22 protein-coding genes and 1 riboswitch are annotated in these 23,766 nt (G+C 41.2%); of the genes, 11 read left to right on the forward strand and 11 right to left on the reverse strand.

The genetic code is table 11. The features are described 5' to 3' along the window. Window positions 1-232: 232 nt before the first annotated feature. Window positions 233-802, reverse strand: coding sequence for an MptD family putative ECF transporter S component (locus HT709_RS03215; protein ID WP_166727337.1), 570 nt, complete (start codon window positions 800-802; stop codon window positions 233-235). Window positions 803-936: 134 nt separating this feature from the next. Between HT709_RS03215 and HT709_RS03220 the strand changes: the two genes are divergently transcribed. The 5 genes from HT709_RS03220 (at window position 937) to nrdI (ending at window position 5,639) form a co-directional block, all read left to right on the forward strand. After that, the gene (locus HT709_RS03220) at window positions 937-1,551 is read left to right on the forward strand and encodes a YesL family protein (protein ID WP_119946711.1); all 615 of its coding nucleotides are present in this window, start codon (window positions 937-939) and stop codon (window positions 1,549-1,551) included. After that, window positions 1,529-3,199, forward strand: coding sequence for a sensor histidine kinase (locus tag HT709_RS03225; protein ID WP_345890583.1), 1,671 nt, complete (start codon window positions 1,529-1,531; stop codon window positions 3,197-3,199). Before HT709_RS03220 ends, HT709_RS03225 begins: the two co-directional genes overlap by 23 nt. An 11-nt stretch (window positions 3,200-3,210) precedes the next feature. Further along, complete coding sequence (locus HT709_RS03230) at window positions 3,211-4,497, forward strand: response regulator transcription factor (protein ID WP_172925515.1); 1,287 nt, start codon at window positions 3,211-3,213, stop codon at window positions 4,495-4,497. 60 nt (window positions 4,498-4,557) lie between these two features. Then, a complete protein-coding gene (locus HT709_RS03235; protein WP_172925516.1) occupies window positions 4,558-5,091 on the forward strand; it encodes an ABC transporter permease in 534 nt (177 codons plus the stop codon). Between the two features lie 77 nt (window positions 5,092-5,168). Then, window positions 5,169-5,639 carry a class Ib ribonucleoside-diphosphate reductase assembly flavoprotein NrdI gene (nrdI, locus tag HT709_RS03240; RefSeq protein ID WP_050209058.1) on the forward strand — a complete coding sequence of 157 codons (471 nt, stop codon included), beginning with the start codon at window positions 5,169-5,171 and terminating at the stop codon, window positions 5,637-5,639. Window positions 5,640-5,931: 292 nt separating this feature from the next. On the opposite strand, the gene HT709_RS03245 is transcribed toward nrdI, so the two are convergent. The 3 genes from HT709_RS03245 to HT709_RS03255 form a co-directional block, all read right to left on the reverse strand. Next, window positions 5,932-7,194, reverse strand: a complete 1,263-nt coding sequence (locus HT709_RS03245) for an NRAMP family divalent metal transporter (protein ID WP_050260592.1) — start codon at window positions 7,192-7,194, stop codon at window positions 5,932-5,934. A gap of 309 nt (window positions 7,195-7,503) precedes the next feature. Next, window positions 7,504-7,962, reverse strand: a complete 459-nt coding sequence (locus tag HT709_RS03250; RefSeq protein ID WP_023939708.1) for a DUF3021 domain-containing protein — start codon at window positions 7,960-7,962, stop codon at window positions 7,504-7,506. Further along, window positions 7,959-8,399, reverse strand: coding sequence for a LytTR family DNA-binding domain-containing protein (locus HT709_RS03255; protein ID WP_172924723.1), 441 nt, complete (start codon window positions 8,397-8,399; stop codon window positions 7,959-7,961). Before HT709_RS03255 ends, HT709_RS03250 begins: the two co-directional genes overlap by 4 nt. Before the next feature lie 310 nt (window positions 8,400-8,709). Between HT709_RS03255 and mutL the strand changes: the two genes are divergently transcribed. Then, window positions 8,710-10,659, forward strand: a complete 1,950-nt coding sequence (mutL, locus tag HT709_RS03260) for a DNA mismatch repair endonuclease MutL (protein WP_172924724.1) — start codon at window positions 8,710-8,712, stop codon at window positions 10,657-10,659. A 324-nt stretch (window positions 10,660-10,983) separates the two neighbouring features. On the opposite strand, the gene ribE (HT709_RS03265) is transcribed toward mutL, so the two are convergent. From ribE (HT709_RS03265) to ribD, 4 genes are read right to left on the reverse strand one after another with little or no spacing between them, the layout of a single operon-like run. Then, complete coding sequence (ribE, locus tag HT709_RS03265) at window positions 10,984-11,451, reverse strand: 6,7-dimethyl-8-ribityllumazine synthase (protein ID WP_001099502.1); 468 nt, start codon at window positions 11,449-11,451, stop codon at window positions 10,984-10,986. Continuing rightward, on the reverse strand, window positions 11,452-12,657 hold the full coding sequence (locus HT709_RS03270; RefSeq protein ID WP_138704593.1) for a bifunctional 3,4-dihydroxy-2-butanone-4-phosphate synthase/GTP cyclohydrolase II: 1,206 nt from the start codon (window positions 12,655-12,657) through the stop codon (window positions 11,452-11,454). A gap of 19 nt (window positions 12,658-12,676) precedes the next feature. Then, complete coding sequence (gene ribE, locus HT709_RS03275; protein WP_000493842.1) at window positions 12,677-13,312, reverse strand: riboflavin synthase; 636 nt, start codon at window positions 13,310-13,312, stop codon at window positions 12,677-12,679. Next, window positions 13,297-14,397: a bifunctional diaminohydroxyphosphoribosylaminopyrimidine deaminase/5-amino-6-(5-phosphoribosylamino)uracil reductase RibD gene (ribD, locus tag HT709_RS03280; protein ID WP_001284096.1), complete on the reverse strand. Its 1,101-nt coding sequence runs from the start codon at window positions 14,395-14,397 to the stop codon at window positions 13,297-13,299. The genes ribE (HT709_RS03275) and ribD overlap by 16 nt, the downstream gene beginning before the upstream one ends. Window positions 14,398-14,531: 134 nt before the next feature. Further along, window positions 14,532-14,646, reverse strand: a riboswitch (FMN riboswitch). Between the two features lie 156 nt (window positions 14,647-14,802). Between ribD and ruvA the strand changes: the two genes are divergently transcribed. The 3 genes from ruvA to HT709_RS03295 are packed head-to-tail and all read left to right on the forward strand — an operon-like array spanning window position 14,803 to window position 16,643. Further along, window positions 14,803-15,396: a Holliday junction branch migration protein RuvA gene (gene ruvA, locus HT709_RS03285; protein WP_000271489.1), complete on the forward strand. Its 594-nt coding sequence runs from the start codon at window positions 14,803-14,805 to the stop codon at window positions 15,394-15,396. 9 nt (window positions 15,397-15,405) lie between these two features. Next, window positions 15,406-15,969, forward strand: coding sequence for a DNA-3-methyladenine glycosylase I (locus HT709_RS03290; protein WP_000166586.1), 564 nt, complete (start codon window positions 15,406-15,408; stop codon window positions 15,967-15,969). Further along, window positions 15,966-16,643, forward strand: a complete 678-nt coding sequence (locus HT709_RS03295; RefSeq protein ID WP_023935572.1) for a type II CAAX endopeptidase family protein — start codon at window positions 15,966-15,968, stop codon at window positions 16,641-16,643. The genes HT709_RS03290 and HT709_RS03295 overlap by 4 nt, the downstream gene beginning before the upstream one ends. Before the next feature lie 154 nt (window positions 16,644-16,797). On the opposite strand, the gene HT709_RS03300 is transcribed toward HT709_RS03295, so the two are convergent. The 3 genes from HT709_RS03300 to HT709_RS03310 form a co-directional block, all read right to left on the reverse strand. Then, on the reverse strand, window positions 16,798-17,829 hold the full coding sequence (locus HT709_RS03300) for a S66 peptidase family protein (RefSeq protein ID WP_138707690.1): 1,032 nt from the start codon (window positions 17,827-17,829) through the stop codon (window positions 16,798-16,800). 253 nt (window positions 17,830-18,082) lie between these two features. After that, a complete protein-coding gene (locus HT709_RS03305; RefSeq protein ID WP_000078022.1) occupies window positions 18,083-18,766 on the reverse strand; it encodes a DUF1129 domain-containing protein in 684 nt (227 codons plus the stop codon). An 11-nt stretch (window positions 18,767-18,777) separates the two neighbouring features. Beyond that, the gene (locus tag HT709_RS03310; RefSeq protein WP_000815629.1) at window positions 18,778-19,722 is read right to left on the reverse strand and encodes a magnesium transporter CorA family protein; all 945 of its coding nucleotides are present in this window, start codon (window positions 19,720-19,722) and stop codon (window positions 18,778-18,780) included. Window positions 19,723-19,853: 131 nt separating this feature from the next. Here HT709_RS03310 and uvrA point away from each other — a divergent pair, with 131 nt between their 5' ends. Both uvrA and HT709_RS03320 read left to right on the forward strand, forming a co-directional pair. Continuing rightward, entirely contained in the window at window positions 19,854-22,685 is a 2,832-nt protein-coding gene (gene uvrA / locus HT709_RS03315) for an excinuclease ABC subunit UvrA (RefSeq protein WP_001152847.1), read from the forward strand. After that, window positions 22,678-23,739: a Xaa-Pro peptidase family protein gene (locus HT709_RS03320; protein ID WP_001042864.1), complete on the forward strand. Its 1,062-nt coding sequence runs from the start codon at window positions 22,678-22,680 to the stop codon at window positions 23,737-23,739. Before uvrA ends, HT709_RS03320 begins: the two co-directional genes overlap by 8 nt. Window positions 23,740-23,766 lie beyond the last annotated feature (27 nt).

Below are 23,766 nucleotides of genomic sequence, written 5' to 3' on the forward strand. Positions count from 1 at the left end.
AACACTGTTTTGAGGTTGGAGATAAGACTGACGAAGTCAGTTACATATACCTACGGCAAGGCGACGTTGACGTGGTTTGAAGAGATTTTCGAAGAGTATCAATTCTTGGGAGACTTCTTGACTAAGTCTTGAGCCATAAATAAAATAGGCTCCATAAGATCTATAGGGGATTTACCCACTACAAATATTATAGAGCCAAATAAAAAAGAGCCGCCTGGCTCTTTTTAACTAATCAGATTTTCTGGGCAAATTTTTTACTCAAGGCTTGTCCAATTAAGGCACCCACTAGGGCTCCGATGACAATACTTGCGATAAATAGAAGGACAGTTCCAGGGTTTGGAGCGACCATGATACGGTCGATATATTCTTGGGATTTTCCTCTTGCTAGAAGGGTTGCCATATAGGCTTTGGGGGCAATCCACATAAGCAAGATTGGTCCTGTTGTACTAAAGGCAAAAATAAGGAAAGAAAGGAAGTTCTTTGTTTGGTCCTTGTATTTTCCGAGGTTAGCTACTCCATCTGCTAGCAGCCCACAGATAATTCCAGGAAGGAAGGCACCGGCACCGTGTTTAGTTCCCAAGAAAAAGAGAGCAATGACAAGGCCGATAGTGGTAATGGCTCCAAAGCGTGGAACTTTTGCGACCAGAATCATATAGACGCTACCGCCTACAAGGGCAGTAAAGGCAGGCGCATAAAACATATTTCCAGTTTGGTCAAGGAGATTGCCCAAAAGGACACCAATCCCCATGCTGAGGAAGTAAAGAACTGCAAAAAGCAGTGTAGTTAAGATAGATTTTTTCATGAATTGTCTCCTGATAATTTTTTCACAATTCTCATTTTACCATGGTTTGGTGGGATTGTAAATGGATACTAGAAGTTTTTGAAAACGCTTGAAATATGATATAATAGTTTCATAGTTATTTTTAGGAGGGTATCATGGGGAGATTTTTAGACTTTGTCTTTAATCGTTTCTTTTTAGGGATGATTGCGACAGCCTTCTTTTGGCTATTAACTTTAGCAGGAGGGATTATCCTTGGTCTAGCGCCGGCTAGTGCCACCTTGATGAGCTTGTATGCAGAACATGGTTATAGCTTTCGGGAATACAGTTTGAAGGAGGCTTGGTCTCTTTATAAGCAAAATTTTGTATCAAGCAACCTGATTTTCTATAGCTTTTTAGGAGTGGATTTAGTTTTGGTCTATGGCTTGTATCTCTTGGTGCAATTGCCTCATCAGACTATCGTTCATTTGATTGCGACCTTTTTGAATGTCCTAGTAGTTGCCCTGCTCTTTTTAGCCTATACAGTATCTTTGAAATTACAAGTTTATTTTGACTTGTCTTATCGAAATAGTCTCAAACTATCCTTGATTGGCATCTTTATGAGTCTAGCAACTGTGGCCAAGGTTCTCCTTGGGACCGTGCTACTTGTGGCAATTGGTTACTATATGCCTGCCCTACTTTTCTTTGTAGGAATTGGGATATGGCATTTCTTTATCAGTGATATGTTGGAACCGGTCTATGAAAGTATCCATGAAAAATTGGCGACAAAGTAGGATGAAGCAGTTTTGGCTACATACACTTCTAAGAACCTACAGTTCAGTGATGATCATTATTATTGCGAGTTTTGCAATCTTACTCTCTTACGCTGACTGGGATTCACGGGAAAAGGAAGCTCAGAGAGTGGCCCAGCGTGTAACTGCTAGAACAGTGAGTGAAATTGAATATTACCATAGAGAATCAACCCAGATAGCTCAGGCTTTAGTTGAAAATCAAGCTCGTATTGAGGGAATCTATAAATACTTTAGCCTTAGCATGCCAGACTATTTTTACTGGCAATTAGAGCGGAAAGCTTCGCCTTATGTATCAGTCTCTCTGCATGAAAATGTTGATGACCTCTATGTTCGAAATGATTTTGTAACTGGAGTGGCCATTGCTTTTCAAGATTACAAGGAAGTCTATGTTTCTACTAAAGACAAACGTAGTGGAGAAAAAATCAGGGCTGAGGATTTCAAACCAGCAGGAAATAGTTTTGCCATTCCGGTGTCAGATCCAGTGTCAGATCAAGACTTAGGAGTGATTTACATCTCCTTGGATCCTGCTGTTTTATACCATGCCATTGATAATACTAGAGGTCATACTCCGATGGCAGTAACAGTGACCTCACCTTTTGATACGGAGATTTTTCATATTGGTGAAACAGTTGATAAGGAGAGTGAAAATTGGCTAGTTGGCTTAACCTCTCATGGATATCAGGTTCAGGTGGCAGTTCCAAAAAACTTTGTTTTACAAGGAACAGTGACTAGCTCTGCTTTGATTGTGAGCTTGAGCCTTCTCTTTATTGTCATTCTTTATCTGACTTTGAGGCAGACTTTTGCTAATTACCAAAAGCAGGTAGTGGATTTAGTAGAATCCATTCAAGTCATTGCTCAAGGCGAAGAGGGGCGTCGGATTGACATTTCCGAAAAAGATCAGGAATTACTCCTAATCGCGGAGACGACCAATGATATGTTGGATCGATTGGAAAAGAATATCCATGATATTTACCAGTTAGAGCTTAGTCAAAAAGATGCCAATATGCGAGCCCTGCAGGCGCAAATCAACCCTCATTTTATGTATAATACGCTGGAGTTCTTGCGCATGTATGCAGTTATGCAGAGTCAAGATGAGTTGGCAGATATCATTTATGAGTTCAGTAGTCTCTTGCGTAACAATATTTCTGACGAAAGAGAAACACTCCTCAAACAGGAATTAGAATTTTGCCGTAAATACAGCTATCTCTGCATGGTTCGCTATCCCAAGTCCATTGCCTATGGTTTCAAGATAGATCCAGAGTTAGAGAATATGAAGATTCCCAAGTTTACCTTGCAACCGCTGGTAGAAAACTATTTCGCGCATGGTGTTGACCACAGGCGGACAGATAATGTGATTAGCATCAAGGCTCTTAAACAGGATGGCTTTGTGGAAATTTTGGTGGTCGATAATGGTAGAGGAATGTCGGCTGAAAAGTTGGCAAATATCCGAGAAAAATTAAGTCAGAGATATTTTGAACACCAAGCCAGCTACAGTGATCAAAGGCAGTCTATCGGGATTGTCAATGTACACGAGCGTTTTGTGCTCTATTTTGGAGACCGCTATGCCATTACTATAGAGTCTGCAGAGCAAGCCGGTGTTCAGTATCGTATTACAATTCAAGATGAGTAGAAAGGGAGAAAATGTATAAAGTATTATTAGTAGATGATGAGTACATGGTGACAGAAGGTCTGAAACGTTTGATTCCCTTTGATAAGTGGGATATGGAGGTCGTCGCAACAGCCAGTCATGCCGATGAAGCGATAGAATATGTTCAGAACAATCCCGTCGATGTCATCATTTCAGATGTCAATATGCCCGACAAAACAGGGCTTGATATGATTCGGGAGATGAAAGAAATCTTACCAGATGCTGCCTATATCCTGCTCTCAGGTTATCAGGAGTTTGATTATGTCAAAAGAGCAATGAACCTTAGTGTGGTGGACTATCTGGTCAAACCTGTTGATAAGGTAGAGCTGGGAAATCTGCTGGAGAAGATTGCAGGTCAGCTTGGCGAGAGAAGAAAGAAAAGTCAGACTCTCAGTCAAGATTTAGACGAGGCTGGATTTGTTAGTTATCTAGGAGGTAAGGAGAATTGGTGGATAGGTCTATCCAAGGAAAAGCAAGGTTCCTTCACCATTCCCTACTATGTCTTGGGTCAAGACTGGCAGATTTTCATTTCTGACCAACCCCTAGATGGTTTAGTTGTTACACCTTTTGAAGCTCCCTATCAAGAACACTTTGAACGCTGGAAGCTGAATGCTGAGAAAGCCCTCTTTTACGGTTCTGTAAATCTAAAACAGTCTCAGAGTCTCTTTGCCTACTACGAACCGATTTATAGGGTTATCATTCAGGGGAATCTCAATCAAATCGTGGAAGAGTTGAATCTTTTGGAGAAGGTAGTTCTTGAAAATACACCCCGTGTTCCGATTACCAAACAGCTTTTTATCCAGTTTGTCATGGATGTCTTTCACTTGTTTGAACATCTCAAAGCTGATGATATGACGGACATTGTCAAAACCATTCATGCTATTCAATCCTTCGATGAATTGGTTTCTTATATCAAGGAAACTCTGACCAGCTTTTTCGGTCAATACCGCATGAATGAAAATGTGGTCAGTGTGCTGGAAGTCATTGGTCGTGATTACCAAAAAGAGCTTTCCCTCAAGGATATCAGTAAGGCACTCTTTATCAATCCTGTCTATCTAGGGCAGTTGATTAAGCGAGAAACCGATTCGACCTTTGCAGAGTTACTAAACAAACAACGTATTAAGGCTGCCCAGCAGCTCTTGCTTTCAACCAGTGACAGTATCGAAGATATTTGTTATGCTGTTGGTTACAGTAACCTTGGATATTTCTATAAAGTTTTCCGAAAATTGTGCGGAAAGTCTCCCAAAGCCTACCGAAAACAGGTAGAAACGATACTATAAGATTTGTATTCCTTTACAAAATGTGCTATAATATGAATAATATTATTAGGAGGTTCTATCATGAAAAAGAAACCGATTTATCTATGGGTCTTGTTAATCTTGTCTGCCCTTATTTCAGTTCCGTCTCTGTTTGGGATTGTGAGTCCCTTGCCTAGTAAAGAAGCCCTTCGTGCTGCTCAGAAACAAGTTGCAGGGGTCAGTGCTCAGCAATTAGAAGACCAGCTTAATTATAACTATGGAGTAGCAGAAGCGTATCATTCTATTTTTAATATGGCCTTGATTGTGCTATCTGTTATTTTAGTGGTCGTAGCGATTGTCTTCCTTATTCGTAAGAATTTGCAATATGCAAACTATACTTACGTTGGCTATGTTTTGTTAGCTATTATCGGTTCGATTTATGGCTATGTTGGTTTACAGGACGCTGTGCAGTTGGTTCAAGATGAAAGCATGCGTTTGACAATGAGTATTGGTTCCAAAGCTGTCAGTATTTTCTATATCGTCATCAATGTTCTCTTCCTAGCCCTTGTCTTCTATAAGATGTGGCGTCAGCAGAAAGCCTTGGCAGAAGAAGAGGAAGCAGAAGATCTTGCTTAAGTATTGACAAAAAAGAACTATCAAGATACAATCTTGGTAGTTATTTTTCGATTATAGATAAAATCATGGAGGTACATATGAAGACAATTTCTTTAGTTTATATTAGTTTGAGTGGCAACACTGAAAGTTTTGTGACACGCTTGAAAGACTATCTCTTGTCCCAGTACGAGGGAATTGAGGTTCAAAAGATTCATATCAAGGATTTGGTCAAGGAAGGCCAAGATTTCTATGAAATGGACCATCCCTATGTCGCTTTTTTGCCGACTTACCTAGAAGGTGGGAATGGCGTAGACAACGGAGATGTCGAGATCTTGACGACACCCGTTGGGGATTTTATCGCCTATGGTGACAATGCTAGTAAGTGTTTTGGCGTAGTTGGTTCAGGAAATCGTAACTTTAATAACCAATACTGCCTGACAGCTAAGCAATACAGTCAACGCTTTGGCTTCCCTGTATTGGCTGACTTTGAAATGCGAGGCATGCTGGAAGATATCAAACGTGTCGCAGCGATTATCGCAGATTTGTATGAGTTGGAAAAGGAGAATTAATACTCAATGAAAATCAAAGAGCAAACTAGGAAGCTAGTCGCAGGTTGCTCAAAGCACAGCTTTGAGGTTGCAGATAGAGCTGACGTGGTTTGAAGAGATTCTCGAATAGTATAAAGTTCTTATAAGAGGTGGTTGAAGTTGTTCAACTGTTTTTTGAGTATAAACAGTCTTTAAGAACGTAAAAAAGCATAAGTTCAGGTCTTCAAAACCTTGTTCTTATGCTTTTTATCATAGAAATATTTGCTGCATTTTCTCTTGAAATGAAACCTTATCTTCATCTCGCGCTTGTCCCTTACCCTGCTTTTCCGATTGCGAGTGCGTAGATAAAGAAGATGGCGAAGCCAAAGAGGAAAATCAATCCCGCAATGGCAAGGTGTTTGAGGCAAGAAGGAAGATTTTTGTTTTCACGCGTTACCAAGGCGTAATTCAAAAGAGCAAAGAAAGGTGTTGTCAGGAAAGAGCCAATCATGGCAAAGCGGAGCATGGTTGAAACCTGACCAGCGAAGAACTTGATAATGACGATACCGATGATAGCAGTGATGGTCATCCAGATGTTCAAAGATTTACGATTGTCCTCTTTTTGACTGATTAGCAGTCGGAGAGATTCCTGATTAACGCGAGAATAGCCATCGATAACAGTTATAACTGTTCCAAAGATACACAGGAAAGCAATAAAGGTAATCAAGTAACGGGACCATTCGCCAAGAACAGAGGCATACATGCCCACGAATTGAGAGATGTATTTGGCTGAAGCAGCTTCAACCGCCTGCCCTGTAGGATACTGAATCAGTGCTCCCAGTGCCACAAAGAAGACGGCTAGGATAGCTGTTCCAATATAACCAGTGTTAAAGTCAAACAGAGCGTCTTCTTTGTTAAAGTTGACGGTCTTTCTCTTTTCAGCTGACCAAAGTGAATTGATAGCTGAAATTTCAATAGGAGCAGGCATCCATCCTAGGAGGGAGACGATGAAGGGCAGAGCTGCCATTTGCCAAGGTGTCTTCTCGACAAAATCAGAACTGTATTCTGGATGCTTGACCGCTGCGATGATAACTGCAAGAACAGTTGCAATGGTTAAGGCAGACATAATCCATTTGACCATGCCGTCTAAAAGTTTGTAGCCTCCAAAGAGTAGCATAGCCCAAATGATTGCAACGAGAATGAGGGACCACTGAGTAATGCTAAGTCCAATCATTGGGAAGGCACTGGCGATGATAGCTGAGCACAGAATGGCAACACCAGCCGTGTTGACCATAGCCGAAAAGACATTGAGGATAAAGAAAATCCAGAGATAGAGTTTTCCTTTTTCGGCATAACCTTCAACCAAAGTCTTTCCAGTATCAGCTGTGTATTCAGCACCAAAACGGAAAAATGGATATTTAAAGACATTGGCTAAGATGACCAAGAGAAGTAGAGACCAACCGTAAGAACCGCCAGCTTGAGTTGAGGATACAATGTGGGAACCTCCAACAGCGGCAGTTGCCATTAGGATTCCAGGTCCCATTGCTTTTAGCTTGCTTGCCCAGGTTGATTGATTTAAGGAAATAGCTTGCGACATGACAAATACTCCTTTTTGAATTTTCAGAATAATCTGTATATGTAATCTATATTCTACAAAAAATTTTGGAAAAATGCAAGAGTATTTTGAAAAAAGATAGAAAATTTACAAAGAAGATCTGAAATAACTGTTATGATATAGCGGATTGAAACTAGAATAGTACACCTCTGCTTCTAAAACATTGTTAGAAATCGATTTGACTGTCCTGATCGATTTATCCTGTTCTTATTTCATTTCACTATAGTAAGGTGCAGCAGGATAAAGAAAAACCGAGAAGTTTCTTTCTCGGATTTGCTTATTATGAGGTGCCTATTTTCTATGCTCCAAGAGTTGATTGATGTGATCTACTTTTTTAGCCTCTCTTTTATAGAGAATAGCCCAGATGATGAGATAGACAATCGCAAACTCGATAATGAGCTGGAGGTAGAAAATCCAGTGGAAAGGGAACCAACTAGCAAGAGTTGCTAGTGGGACAAAGCCAGCCAGCATAAGGAAGAAATGAGTCAGAGTGGCACGAAGCATGCTCCAGTCACGGCTGAATAAGCGGTTGCCAAAGTTGAAGAGCATACCAATGGCTGCCCAGATAAGTGTGCAGTAGAGCAAGACCAAGGCACCGTGAACCTGATGCTGATCCATCACTTGACCGATGAGAGAGTAGGGATTTAGTGGTGCGTAGGTATTTGGTGCATAAATGAGTGAAAAGAGGATGGAGAGGATGAGGCCGATAAGAACACCGGCAGCTGCATCGTGAAATACTTGTTTTTTCATAGTTCTAATTTCTCCTTGATGGTTTTTAGATAACGGCGTGAAGAGTAGGTGAAGCTTTCGTTTTTTAGAAAGATTTCTACCAGACCGTTGGGTGTGAGCTTGAGATGAGAGATGGAGTCGATATTGACGATTTCTGATTGGGAAATTTGGATAAAATTGCTTGGCAGAATTTCAAGGACCTGATAGAGCCGTAAATCAATGTTGTAGGTCTGACTTGCTGTTTCTGCTAGAACCTTCCGATTTTCGATATAGAAGCGTTGAATCTTGCCAATCTTAACGAGATAGACCTGACTATCGATTTTCCCTTTGATTTTTTCTGTTATATCCAGATTTTCTGCGAACTCGATGACTTTCTGGACTTTTTCGGTCTCTTGAGGTGCTTGGACAATCAATTTTTCCTCCTCGTAAGTTTCACTAATCTGTAGTTCTACTTTCATAAATTTCTCTCCTTGTTTTTCATACAAAATTAATCTCACTTCTTGTACATCTTTATTAATACTCTTCAAAAATCAAATTCAAACCACGTCAGCGTCGTCTTGCCGTACTAAAGTACTGTCTGCGCCTAGCTTTCTAGTTTGCTCTTTGATTTTTATTGAGTATACCACTATTTTATGCCCCCTGGCAAGGGACTTTGTCTATGTGGAGGGATTTGGCTTCTATGTGGTGTTAGCTTTTCTGTCCTATCTGAAATATGGTATAATAGCACTATCAATTTCTAGGAAAACAGATACAGAAAGGGGCTGAAAGATGTCTCATATTATTGAATTGCCAGAGGTGCTGGCAAACCAAATCGCGGCTGGAGAGGTCATTGAACGTCCTGCCAGTGTGGTCAAAGAGTTGGTAGAAAATGCCATTGACGCGGGCTCTAGTCAGATTATCATTGAGATTGAGGAAGCTGGTCTCAAGAAAATCCAAATCACAGATAATGGTCATGGAATTGCCCACGATGAGGTGGAGCTGGCTCTGCGTCGTCATGCGACTAGTAAGATAAAAAATCAAGCAGACCTCTTTCGGATTCGGACGCTTGGTTTTCGTGGTGAAGCCTTGCCTTCTATTGCGTCCGTCAGCGTTTTAACTCTTTTGACAGCAGTTGAGGGCGCAAGTCACGGAACCAAGCTCGTCGCGCGTGGGGGTGAAGTTGAGGAAGTCATCCCAGCGACTAGTCCTGTGGGAACCAAGGTTTGTGTGGAGGATCTCTTTTTCAACACGCCTGCCCGTCTCAAGTATATGAAGAGCCAGCAAGCAGAGTTGTCTCATATCATTGATATCGTCAACCGTCTGGGCTTGGCCCATCCTGAGATTTCTTTTAGCTTGATTAGTGATGGCAAGGAAATGACGCGGACAGCAGGGACTGGTCAACTGCGTCAAGCTATTGCAGGGATTTACGGTTTGGCGAGTGCCAAGAAGATGATTGAAATTGAGAATTCTGACCTTGATTTCGAAATTTCAGGTTTTGTGTCCTTGCCTGAGTTAACTAGAGCCAACCGCAACTATATCAGTCTCTTCATCAATGGCCGTTATATCAAGAACTTTTTACTCAATCGTGCTATTCTTGACGGCTATGGTAGTAAGCTCATGGTAGGCCGTTTTCCACTGGCTGTCATTCACATTCATATCGACCCTTATCTAGCGGATGTCAATGTGCATCCAACCAAGCAAGAGGTGCGGATTTCTAAGGAAAAAGAACTGATGACGCTGGTCTCAGAAGCTATTGCAAATAGTCTCAAGGAACAAACCTTGATTCCAGATGCCTTGGAAAATCTTGCCAAATCGACCGTGCGCAATCGTGAGAAGGTGGAGCAAACTATTCTCCCACTCAAAGAAAATACGCTCTACTATGAGAAAACTGAGCCGACAAGACCTAGTCAAGCTGAAGTAGCCGATTATCAGGTAGAATTGACTGATGAAGGACAGGATTTGACTTTATTTGCCAAAGAAACCTTGGAGCAATTGACCAAGCCAGCAAAACTGCATTTTGCAGAGAGAAAGCCTGCTAACTACGACCAGCTAGACCATCCAGAGTTAGATCTTGCTAGCATCGATAAGGCTTATGACAAACTGGAGCGAGAAGAAGCATCCAGCTTCCCAGAGTTGGAATTTTTCGGGCAAATGCATGGAACCTATCTCTTTGCCCAAGGGCGAGATGGACTCTACATCATAGACCAGCATGCGGCTCAGGAACGGGTCAAGTACGAGGAGTACCGTGAAAGTATTGGGAATGTTGACCAGAGCCAGCAGCAACTCCTAGTACCTTACATCTTTGAATTTCCTGCGGATGATGCCCTGCGTCTCAAGGAAAGAATGGCACTTTTAGAGGAAGTGGGCGTCTTTCTAGCAGAGTACGGAGAAAATCAATTTATTCTACGTGAACATCCTATTTGGATGGCAGAAGAAGAGATTGAATCAGGCATCTATGAGATGTGCGACATGCTCCTTTTGACCAAGGAAGTTTCTATCAAGAAATACCGAGCAGAGCTGGCTATCATGATGTCTTGCAAGCGATCTATCAAGGCCAATCATCGTATTGATGATCATTCAGCTAGACAACTCCTCTATCAGCTTTCTCAATGTGACAATCCCTATAACTGTCCTCACGGACGTCCTGTCTTGGTGCATTTTACCAAGTCGGATATGGAAAAGATGTTCCGACGCATTCAGGAAAATCACACCAGTCTCCGTGAGTTGGGGAAATATTAAAAGTATAAAAAAGTCTGGGAAAAATTTTCAAAATCAGAAAAACGCATAAAATCAGGTGTTCAAAAACCTTGATTTTATGCGTTTTATCATAGAAATATTTACTTCATTTTTTCCTAATTCTTTTCGAAACTCTTTTTAAACCACGTCAGTTTTATCAGTAATCTCAAAACAGTGTTTTGAGCTAATTTTGCCAGTTTTGTCTGTAACATCGAAGTTGTGTTTGACCACTCTGCGACTGGTTTCCTAGTTTGCTCTATGATTTTCACAGAGTATTAAATTGCGATTTTGCCAAGTTTCTTTATTCGTCTAAAAGTAGAGTCTGTTCTATGCGTCTAATGTACGAATTAGGTTGACCATTTCAATAGCCCCTTGTGCACACTCAGAACCCTTATTTCCTGCTTTAGTACCAGCTCGTTCTATGGCTTGTTCAATTGTATCTGTCGTTAGCACACCAAACATAACAGGAATTTCGCTATTTAAACTGATTTGGGCGATTCCCTTAGATACCTCGCTACATACATAATCATAATGACTTGTATTCCCTCTAATGACAGCTCCCAAGCAGATAATTGCATCATATTTTTTACTTTTTGCCATTTTTGATGCAATCAGTGGTATTTCAAAAGCTCCTGGAACCCAGGCTACCTCGATATCTTTCTCGTTTACATTCTCTCTTTTGAGATTATCTAGTGCTCCAGATAATAATTTTGAAGTTATAAATTCATTAAATCTCGCTACAACAATACCTATTTTAATATTGTTTGCTACTAAATTACCTTCATAAGTGTTCATTTATTTTTCCTCCATATTTAAAATGTGACCCATTCGATTTTTCTTTGTTTCTAAATAAAAACTATCGTAAGGATTGGCTTCTATTTCGATTGATATTCTACTGGAAATGGTAATTCCATATTTTTCTAACTGTTCAACCTTGTCAGGATTATTTGTCAGTAAATGAAGTGACTGAAGTCCCAGATCTTTAAGCATTTGTGCTCCAATATGATATTCTCTTAAATCACCTTCAAAGCCTAATGCAAGATTGGCATCAAGCGTATCCATGCCTTGATCTTGTAAATGATAGGCTTTTAATTTATTGATAAGTCCAATTCCTCGTCCCTCCTGTCGCAAGTAAAGTAAGACACCCGAACCATTCTCAACAATCATTTTCATAGCTTTATCGAATTGCTGTCCACAATCGCAACGTAAAGAGCCTAAAACATCCCCTGTTAAACATTCGGAGTGGACCCGACATAATACATTGGCTTCATCCTCTATGTTTCCCATAATAAGAGCAAGATGATGTTCCCCATTTAGTTTATCTATATAGCTAATTGCTTTGAAATTACCGTATCTAGTAGGCATATTGATAGTTGAAACTCGTTCTACCAGCTGATCATATACTTTTCTATATTCTTGTAATTCTTTGATGGTAATTAGTGGAATGTTGTGTTTCTTCGAGAACTGAATTAAATCATCTGTTCTCATCATTTTGCCATCATGATTCATTATTTCACAACATAGGCCACACTCTTTTAGTCCAGCTAATTTTAATAAATCAACAGTTGCTTCTGTGTGTCCATTTCTTTCTAGAACACCACCTTTTTTTGCAATTAAAGGAAACATGTGTCCTGGCCTGCGAAAATCAGAGGGTGTTATATCTTCAGCTACACACATACGTGCGGTCAGTCCTCTTTCCTCGGCAGAAATACCTGTGGTCGTTTCTTTATAATCAATTGAAACTGTAAAAGCAGTCTTATGATTATCTGTATTGTTTTCAACCATAGGTGAAAGCATTAATTGATTAGCTAAACTTTCGCTCATGGGCATACAAATTAATCCTTTGGCATAAGTAGCCATAAAATTAACATTTTCTGTTGTAGCTGCTTGTGCAGAACAAATTAAGTCTCCTTCATTTTCTCTATCCTTGTCGTCTATAACAAGAACAAGTCGTCCCTTCTGCAATGCTTCTAATGCTTCTTGTATTTTTCGATATTCCATTGACTGATTATCCTTTCTGCTAAAATCCATTTTGATATAATAGTTCCTTAGATATTTCTGATTTTGGAGAGTTATCCATCAGTTTTTGCACATATTTACCTAAGATATCATTTTCAAGATTTACTGTACTCCCGACTTGTTTACTCTTAAGAATGGTTTGTTCCAAGGTATGAGGGATAACAGATACTGAAAAGTTTACTTTGGAGACTTTAGCGACAGTCAGACTAATGCCGTCAATTGTAATAGATCCTTTTTCAACTATTAAATCTAAAATTTCTTTTTGTGTGTTGATTTGATACCATACAGCATTATCATCTTTTTTTATTGACGAGATTTTTCCTGTACCATCAATGTGTCCTGTAACGACGTGACCCCCAAGTCGACCGTTGACAGATAAGGCTCTTTCTAGATTCACCTCACTTCCATGTTTTAATAGAGTAAGAGCTGTTCGACTCCATGTTTCATTCATTACATCAACTGTAAAGGATTGATGATTGAAATGAGTAACTGTAAGACAGATACCATTTACTGCTATACTATCGCCTAAATGGATATCCGTTAATATTTTTGAGGCTTTAATTGATAGTTTACAATTACGAGAGTCTTTCTGTATTCTTTCAACTTTTCCGATTTCTTCAATTATTCCTGTGAACATGGATAAATCACTTCACTTTCTATGAGATAGTCATTTCCTATTTGAGAAAAAGCATAAGGTTTCAATCTAATAGCGTCATTTGGCAAAGAAATGCCTTCACCTCCGACAGGAAACTTGGCACTGCCTCCAAAAATTTTTGGTGCAATATATATTTTCAGCTCATCAACAATTTGTTGTTCCAAAGCACTCCAATTCATTAGACTGCCCCCTTCTAGAACTAGGCTATCAATCTGCATGTTTCCTAGATGTTGCATTAAACTCGATAAGTCTATATGATTGCCTTTTTTCTTTATGGAAAGTATTTCACAGCCATGATTTTGATATAGCTTCATTTTATTTTTGTCTTCAGAGGAAGTGGCAATGTAAGTTTTAATATCATTTGCTGTTTTTACGATTTTAGAGGTAAGAGGAGTTCGTAAATGTGTATCGCATATGATACGGATAGGATTTTTCCCTTCCTCCAATCTACATGTCAGCAAAGGATCGTCTTGAATAACAGTATTGACTCCCACCATAATTGCACTAACATGGTGTCGTAACTGATGCACATGCTTTCTTGCTTCTTCTTCAGTAATCCATTTGGATTGATTTGTTTTAGTGGCTATTTTTCCATCCATTGACATTGCATATTTCATAAAAACATAGGGTACATGCTGGGTAATATACTTTCTAAAACTTTTTATTAAGTTAAGACACTCATTTTCTAAAATTCCAACAGTAACTTGAAGATTATTTTCCTCAAGTATCTTTACTCCTTTTCCAGATACAATAGGATTACAGTCTAGGCTTCCAATGACTACTCTTGTAATACCACTATCGATTATAGCATCTATACAGGGAGGTGTTTTCCCGAAGTGACAACAGGGTTCAAGTGTTACATAAAGCGTCGCTCCGACAGGGGATTCTCTACAGTTTTTAAGAGCATTTCTCTCAGCATGTGGGCCACCAAAAAACTCATGATAACCTTGTCCGATGATGTGATTATCTTTTACAATAACTGCGCCGACCATAGGATTGGGATTGACGTAACCAGCCCCTTTTTGTGCCAGTTTTATTGCTAATTTCATATATTTTGAATCGCTCATCTCACTACCTCCAAAAAAAATATACCTTGAATAGGGGACTACTCAAGGCATACAAAAGAAAACTTATGCGATTAACAAAAATACTCTGAAATGACAAGTAATCATTTCAGAGCACGCAAAAAGCACAAATATACTTTTATCTTCTTTCATCCAGACTATACTGTCGGCTTTGGAATTTCACCAAATCATGCCTTTCGGCTCGTGGGCTATACCACCGGTAGGGAATTGCACCCTGCCCTGAAGATAGTTATTCAATTACAGATGATTATAGTACTTAATTTTGAATATGTCAACAGATAAATACCGATTGTTTTTGATATACTGTATTTGTGATAATCGATTCTCGCTCCTCGGATAAAGAAAATATGATATACTAGATAAACGAAATAAGAGAGAAGGAATACTATGTACGCATATTTAAAAGGAATCATTACCAAAATTACTGCCAAATACATTGTTCTTGAAACCAATGGTATTGGTTATATCCTGCATGTGGCCAATCCTTATGCCTATTCAGGTCAGGTTAATCAGGAGGCTCAGATTTATGTGCATCAGGTTGTGCGTGAGGACGCCCATTTGCTTTATGGATTTCGCTCAGAGGATGAGAAAAAGCTCTTTCTTAGTCTGATTTCGGTCTCTGGGATTGGTCCTGTATCAGCTCTTGCTATTATCGCTGCTGATGACAATGCTGGCTTGGTTCAAGCCATTGAAACCAAGAACATCACCTACTTGACCAAGTTCCCTAAAATTGGCAAGAAAACAGCCCAGCAGATGGTGCTGGACTTGGAAGGCAAGGTAGTAGTTGCAGGAGATGGCCTTCCTGCCAAGGTCGCAGTGCAAGCAAGTGCTGAAAACCAAGAATTGGAAGAAGCTATGGAAGCCATGTTGGCTCTGGGCTACAAGGCAACAGAGCTCAAGAAAATCAAGAAATTCTTTGAAGGAACGACAGATACAGCTGAGAACTATATCAAGTCGGCCCTTAAAATGTTGGTCAAATAGGAGCAGAGAATGACAAAACGTTGTTCGTGGGTCAAGATGACCAACCCGCTCTACATCGCCTATCATGATGAGGAGTGGGGTCAGCCCCTCCATGATGACCAAGCATTGTTTGAGTTGTTGTGTATGGAAACCTATCAGGCAGGCCTGTCTTGGGAAACGGTACTCAACAAACGCCAAGCTTTCCGAGAAGCCTTTCATAGCTATCAAATTCACTCAGTCGCAGAGATGACTGACACTGAATTGGAAGCCATGCTGGAGAATCCAGCTATCATTCGAAATAGAGCCAAGATTTTTGCTACACGCGCTAACGCCCAAGCTTTTCTACAGTTACAGGCAGAGTACGGCTCTTTTGATGCCTATCTTTGGTCTTTTGTTGAGGGGAAAACTGTCGTTAACGATGTTCCTGATTATCGCCAAGCCCCAGCTAAAACACCCTTATCTGAGAAATTAGCCAAAGATCTCAAAAAACGAGGCTTCAAGTTCACAGGCCCAGTCGCCGTATTGTCTTTTCTACAGGCTGCAGGGCTAGTTGATGATCACGAGAATGATTGTGAGTGGAAAGGTCTTAAATGATGTCTAACAAAAATAAGGAAATTCTGATTTTTGCGATTCTCTATACAGTCCTCTTTGTGTTTGATGGCGTTAAATTGCTGGCTTCTTTAATGCCATATGTCATTGCAAATTATCTTGTTTATGTAGTTTTAGCTTTATATGGTTCTTTTTTATTTAAGGATAGATTGATCAAACAATGGAATGAGATTAGAAAGACTAAAAGGAAATTCTTCTTGGGCGTCTTAACAGGATGGCTCTTTCTCATTCTGATGACTGTTGTCTTTGAATTTGTATCAGAGATGTTGAAGCAGTTTGTGGGACTAGATGGACAAGGTCTAAACCAGTCGAATATTCAAAGTGCCTTTCAAGAACAACCACTACTGATAGCTGTTTTTGCTTGTGTTATTGGACCTCTGGTAGAAGAATTAATTTTTCGTCAAACTCTATTGAGATATTTAAGAAAAAGTCTGCCAACTTGGCTGAGTATCTTTATAGTCGGATTTGCTTTTGCCTTAACTCATATGCACAGCTTGGATTTGTCCGAGTGGGTTGGTGCAGTCGGTTATCTAGGTGCTGGTCTTGCCCTTTCTATTATTTTTGTGAAAGAAAAGGAGAATATCTACTATCCCCTACTTGTTCACATGTTAAGCAACAGCCTCTCCTTAATCATTTTAGCTATCAGTATAGAGAAATGAAATAAGAACAGGACAAATCGATCGGGACAGTCAAATCGATTTCTAACAATGTTTTAGAAGTAGAGGTGTACTATTCTAGTTTCAATGTGCTGTAATATGTGATGAAAATGCCAGTAATGATACCGAGAAAAAAGCTGAGAAACTTTTCCCAGCTTTATTTGTTATAGTCAAAGCGAATGACTTGTTCCTGTGCATCTACATGAGCATGGACCCCAAAGGGTACAATTGCTCTTGGAGTTGCGTGGCCGACATTCAGATTATAGACAATCGGGATATTGCTGTCAATGATATCCAATAGTGCCTCTTTATAGTCATCATGGAAAGTTTCATCCATAGGTTTTCCGACCAAGAGTCCATTGATGACCGCGAATATGCCAGTGTCCTTTAAAGTTAGCAACATCTTTTTGAAGTCTTCTGTCTTAGGCTTTTCTTCGCTTGTTTCGAGCAAGAGGATTTTCCCTTCCCAGTCTGACAAGTCAGGGAAAAGTTTGTATTTTTGGCAGAGCTCCGTGCTATCTGCGTATCGAGAGTTGTCAAAGATATCGTAGAGGGATTCGAGGCAACCACCGAGGATTTTCCCCTCGAACTGGGCACTTCCTTGCAACAAGTCAAAACCTGTATTTGTATGACTGACACGAGGTGTTCCCAGGGCCGTGGGACTAAAATCAGTTCGTTCCTCATACCAAACGTCACTAGGGCGGATTTCTGAAATTCTTCCCGTCTCAATCAATTCTTTAAAGTAGTGAAGGCTATAGGCTAGCATTTCTTTGTCTAATTCACAAATGTCTGCTAAAAAGGATTGACCATAAAAAGTCTTGATTCCTAATTTATGCAACATGAGGTGGTTCATGGTTGTATCCGAGAAGCCAAGAAAAATTTTTTGTTTGATAACCTTTTGGAGTTGGTCATTTTCAAAAAGATAAGGTAGTAAGCGATATGTATCGTCTCCACCGATGGCACATAGGATCATATCGATGCTATCATCAGAAAAGGCATGAATCAAATCCTCTGCACGCGCTTCAGGATGGTCCTTGATAAAGTCTAATCCTTTTAACGAATGGGGCAAAAAGATAGGATTGAGTCCCAGATCCTTGAGACGTTGGATACCCAAGTCTACTTCGTGTTTGACAAAGTCCTCTCCGATAATGCCACTAGATAAACTAACAATACCAATAGTAGAAATCATATCTGATCCTCCTAGAAATAGATTGAGCCTATTTTATCACAAAAGATTAGATAGAGCTATGTGGATGTCAGAAGAATACTTTTAATACTCTTCGAAAATCTCTTCAAACCACGTCAGTTTTATTTGCAACCTCAAAGCCGTGCTTTGAGCAACCTGCAGCTAGCTTCCTAGTTTGCTCTTTGATTTTCATTGAGTATAACTCAAAAAAGTAAGTGAAAAAGCAACCGCACCTGCAGTTGCTTTTATCGTTTTCTTATTCTTGATAGCGTGTTGGTCCTGCACTTGCACTACGGATATTCAAGCGTTTCTTGAGATAGAAGCGAAGGGCTAGGAGGGCTGCTCCAATAATAGCTAGTGGCAATGGATCCAGTACTGGGTTAAGGCTAGCTGGTAGGAAGCTTGTTGCAAAGAAGACAAGCAACCAAAGGAACATAGAAGCTAGGATAACTAGTACAGATTTCCAGAAAGGTGGACGTTGACTGCGATCCATATCTGGTCCATAGTATTGGTAAACAAAGTAGTACATCAAGTAGAAGGCAAATCCACCAACCAGTCCAACTAATAGAAGAGTAATCAATCCATAGCCGAAAGCTTGATCTGCCGCAAAGAAGGTTGTGAGGGCGCTGACAAGGGCAAAGAGGCTAGTGATGAAAAGAGCTGAGTCCATAATCATCAGTTTTGGATCATCATTTTCTTTTGGATGCTCTTTTTCGTACTGCTCTTTGACAGTGAAGCTATGAGCCCAATGAGTTGGTGCGCCGTATAGGGAACGGGCAGTTGTACCTTTAGATTGCTCCTCAAGGATTTGGGGAATGACTTCCTCAAAAATAGTCTGGATTTCAGCGTCTGTTTTCCCATCTTTGATGAATTGTTGGGTAGCAATGTGGACAAACTCTTGGTTTTTCTTAGTTAATTTTTGTAGATCAATTTGAGACATAGGAACTCCTCTTAGAACCATTTTTTATGGATGAGATAGAGAGTGAGCGAGACACTCATAGCAAAGGCGATAAAGACGATTAACCAGAAGGCATTTGGCTCTCCGTTTAGGGGGATTTCATTATCCTTAAAGTTCATACCGTAGGCAGAAAAGACCATGGTTGGGATGGACATGACGATGGTCACAAGGGCCAAGGTTTTCATGATGTTGTTCTGGTTGTTAGAAATGATAGAGGCAAAGGTCTCTGTCATAGAATGCAAGACGTTTCCATAAATGTCTGCCATCTCGATGGCCTGTTGGGTTTCAATCAGGGTATCTTCAAGCAGGTCTTCGTCCTCAAGGTATTTCTTGATATTACTGGTTGAGCTGGTCAATTTCTTAATCACACGCTCATTTGTTTTGAGGGAGGCCTTGAAATAGACGATGGTTTTTTCTAATTCCATGAGTTCAATCAATTCTTCATTACGAGTTGATTGATGCAGTTGACTTTCGATTTGTTCACTCTTGCGGTCAATCGAACGAAGGGCTGTTAGGTAAAGCTCTGCATTGCGATAAAGAATCTGGAAGATAAAACGCGAACGCATAAAAGTATAGAAATTACGCAATCGACGGTTGATAAAGACATCGAGGACTGGTAATGGTTCCAAACAAGTAGTGATAATGGTTTCCTCGGTGATGATAATACCAAGCGGTATGGTTACGTAGTAGGTGCGGTTATTTCTTTCCTCCGTGACCGGCACGTCTACGATAATCAGGGTATACTCGTCTTCAATGGTAATACGAGACATTTCTTCCGCATCGAGCGGTGCTCGAAGGTCGGCAATATCAATATCGAAGGTGTTGGCGATTTCGAGTGATTCATTTTGAGTCGGATTGACGAGATTGATCCAAGTACCCGGTTCAAGCGTATCGATCTCTTTAAATTCAGTTGTTGTAGAGAGAAAAACTTGTTTCATATCCCTTATCCTTTCTCATTTTTCAGATTTTTTCACACCGTACTATTATACTACAAAATCGGCCTTTTGGGTAATAGAATCTCACTTTTTTTGGTATAATGGTAAGCAATAATGGACTAGAAAGAACAAAGATGCAAGATAAAATTGTCATTCATGGGGCGCGTGCCCATAATTTAAAAAATATTGATGTGGAGATTCCGCGAGATAAGCTGGTTGTCGTGACTGGCTTGTCAGGTTCAGGGAAGTCCAGTCTGGCTTTTGATACCCTCTATGCGGAGGGACAACGTCGCTATGTAGAGAGTTTGTCCGCCTACGCTCGTCAGTTCTTGGGCAATATGGAAAAACCAGATGTAGATGCTATTGATGGTCTCAGCCCAGCTATTTCTATCGACCAGAAAACGACTAGCAAAAACCCTCGTTCGACGGTGGGAACAACGACTGAAATCAATGACTATCTGCGTCTTCTCTACGCACGTGTGGGGACGCCTTACTGTATCAAGGGGCATGGAGCTATCAAGGCTTCTTCGGTGGAGCAAATCGTTGATAAGGTTTTGGAGTTACCTGAACGCCAGCGCTTGCAGATTTTGGCCCCTGTCATCCGCAAGAAAAAAGGTCAACATAAGAGTGTTATCGAGAAGGTTCAGAAAGATGGGTATGTCCGTGTCCGTGTGGATGGGGAAGTCTATGATGTGACCGAAGTGCCAGACTTGTCCAAGAGCAAGCAACACAATATCGATGTCGTGGTTGACCGTATTGTCATCAAGGAGGGCATTCGTAGTCGTCTCTTTGATTCCATTGAGGCTGCCCTTCGTATCGCAGAAGGCTATGTCATTATCGACACTATGGACGATTCGGAGTTGCTCTTCTCTGAGCATTATGCCTGCCCAGTTTGTGGCTTTACTGTTCCAGAGTTAGAGCCACGTCTCTTCTCCTTCAATGCTCCTTTTGGCTCTTGTAGTGAGTGTGACGGTTTGGGCATCAAGTTGGAGGTGGATACTGATTTGGTAGTGCCAGACGCCAGCAAGACCTTACGTGAGGGAGCGCTAGCACCTTGGAATCCTATCTCATCCAACTACTATCCAAACATGCTAGAGCAGGCTATGACGACCTTTGGAGTGGATATGGATAAGCCTTTTGAGGACTTGTCAGAAGAAGATAAAAACTTGATTCTCTACGGCTCAGATGGCAAGGAATTCCATTTCCACTATGAGAATGAATTTGGTGGTGTGCGCGATATTGACATTCCTTTTGAGGGAGTTATCAATAATATCAAGCGTCGTTATCACGAGACAAACAGCGATTATACCCGCACCCAGATGCGTCTCTACATGAATGAGCTGACCTGCGGAACCTGTCACGGCTATCGTCTCAATGACCAGGCCTTGTCTGTTCGTGTGGGTGGCGAGCAAGGGCCGCATATCGGAGACATTTCAGACCTATCTATCGCAGACCACTTGGACTTGGTGAGCCAGCTGACCTTGTCTGAAAATGAAGCCATCATTGCTCGTCCCATTCTCAAGGAAATCAAGGATCGTTTGACCTTCCTTAATAATGTGGGTCTTAATTATCTGACTCTGTCACGTTCAGCAGGAACCCTTTCAGGTGGGGAAAGCCAGCGTATTCGTTTGGCAACCCAGATTGGTTCCAATCTATCTGGCGTCCTCTATATCCTAGATGAGCCGTCAATCGGTCTCCACCAGAGGGATAATGACCGTCTGATTGCTAGTCTCAAAAAGATGCGTGACTTGGGCAATACTCTCATAGTAGTGGAACACGACGAAGATACCATGCGTGAGGCTGATTATCTGATTGACGTTGGTCCCGGTGCCGGTGTTTTTGGTGGAGAGATTGTTGCTGCAGGTACGCCCAAGCAGGTAGCTCGTAACAGTAAGTCTATCACAGGCCAGTACTTGTCAGGTAAACGTGCCATTCCAGTACCAGAAGAGCGCCGTGTCGGAAATGGTCGTTTTATCGAGGTGACAGGAGCGCGTGAGAACAACTTGCAAAATGTTACTGCTCGCTTCCCACTAGGAAAATTCATCGCAGTGACAGGGGTGTCGGGCTCAGGCAAGTCTACCTTGATCAACAGCATCCTCAAAAAAGCCATTGCCCAGAAGCTCAACCGTAATTCAGACAAGCCTGGTAAATTTAAGACTATTACAGGGATTGAGCATGTAGACCGATTGATTGACATTGACCAGAGCCCTATCGGACGAACGCCAAGGTCTAACCCTGCTACCTATACAGGAGTTTTTGACGATATACGTGACCTTTTTGCCCAGACAAACGAAGCCAAGATTCGAGGCTACAAGAAGGGCCGTTTCAGTTTCAACGTCAAGGGTGGTCGCTGTGAAGCCTGTTCAGGCGATGGGATCATCAAGATTGAGATGCACTTCTTGCCAGATGTTTATGTGGCTTGTGAAGTATGCCACGGAACCCGCTACAATAGTGAAACCCTAGAAGTTCATTACAAGGAAAAAAATATCTCGCAGGTCTTGGATATGACCGTCAATGATGCGGTGGAGTTTTTCCAACACATTCCGAAAATTCAGCGTAAACTTCAGACTATCAAGGATGTGGGACTGGGCTATGTGACGCTAGGGCAACCAGCTACCACCCTTTCTGGGGGAGAAGCCCAGCGTATGAAGCTGGCTAGTGAACTCCACAAACGATCGACAGGAAAATCTTTCTACATTCTGGATGAGCCGACGACAGGACTCCATACCGAGGATATCGCTCACTTGCTCAAGGTTTTAGCTCGCTTTGTCGATGATGGCAATACAGTTCTTGTCATTGAGCACAATCTGGATGTTATCAAGACGGCAGACCATATTATTGACTTGGGACCTGAGGGCGGTGTCGGTGGTGGAACCATCATCGCAACAGGAACTCCAGAAGAAGTAGCGGCCAAGGAAGCCAGCTACACAGGACATTATTTGAAAGGAAAATTACATCATGAATAAACGCGTACAAGCATTTCTAGCTAAAATGCAAGAAAAAGAACTAGATGGTATCATCATCAATAATCTTAAAAACGTCTACTACTTGACTGGTTTTTGGGGCTCAAACGGAACAGTCTTTATCAGCCGCGACCGTCAGGTCTTGGTGACAGACTCTCGCTATATCATTGCAGCTAAGCAAGAAACCAGTGGCTTTGAGATTGTGGCTGACCGTGATGAATTGGCTGTCATTACAGGAATTGTTAAGGACATGGGCTTATCTCGAATCGGTTTTGAAGATGAGATTTCAGTCTCTTATTATCACCGTATGCAGGCCGCCTTTGAAGGAATTGACTTGCTTCCACAAACTCAGTTTGTCGAAGGTCTTCGAATGATTAAGGATGAAGCGGAGATTGCAGCTATTCGTAAGGCTTGTTCTATCTCAGACCAAGCTTTCCGCGATGCGCTTGACTTTATCAAACCAGGAAAGACAGAGATTGAAATAGCCAACTTCCTTGACTTCCGTATGCGTGAGTTGGGAGCATCTGGCTTGTCTTTTGACACTATCCTAGCTAGCGGTATCAACTCTTCCAAACCCCATGCCCATCCTATGCACAAACCAGTGGAGCTAGGAGAAGCTATTACCATGGACTTCGGTTGCCTCTACGACCACTATGTCAGTGATATGACACGGACTATCTATCTGGGGCATGTCAGCGACGAGCAAGCAGAGATTTACAATACAGTTCTAAAAGCTAACCAAGCCTTGATTGAACAGGCTAAGGCTGGCTTAGGTTTCCGTGACTTTGACAAAATTCCTCGTGATATTATCATCGAGGCAGGCTATGGTGACTACTTTACCCACGGTATCGGACACGGTATTGGACTGGATATCCATGAAGAGCCTTACTTTAGCCAAACTTCTACAGAAACTATTAAGTCAGGTATGGCCTTGACCGATGAACCAGGTATCTATATCGAAGGCAAATATGGCGTTCGTATCGAGGATGATATCCTGATTACAGAGACAGGTTGTGAATTATTGACCCTAGCTCCAAAAGAGTTGATAGTCATTTAGTTGTTTGTCAAGAAAAAAGTACGAAAA

This window comes from Streptococcus sp. 1343 (assembly GCF_013277355.1).
GTDB classification, from domain to species: Bacteria; Bacillota; Bacilli; order Lactobacillales; family Streptococcaceae; genus Streptococcus; species Streptococcus pseudopneumoniae.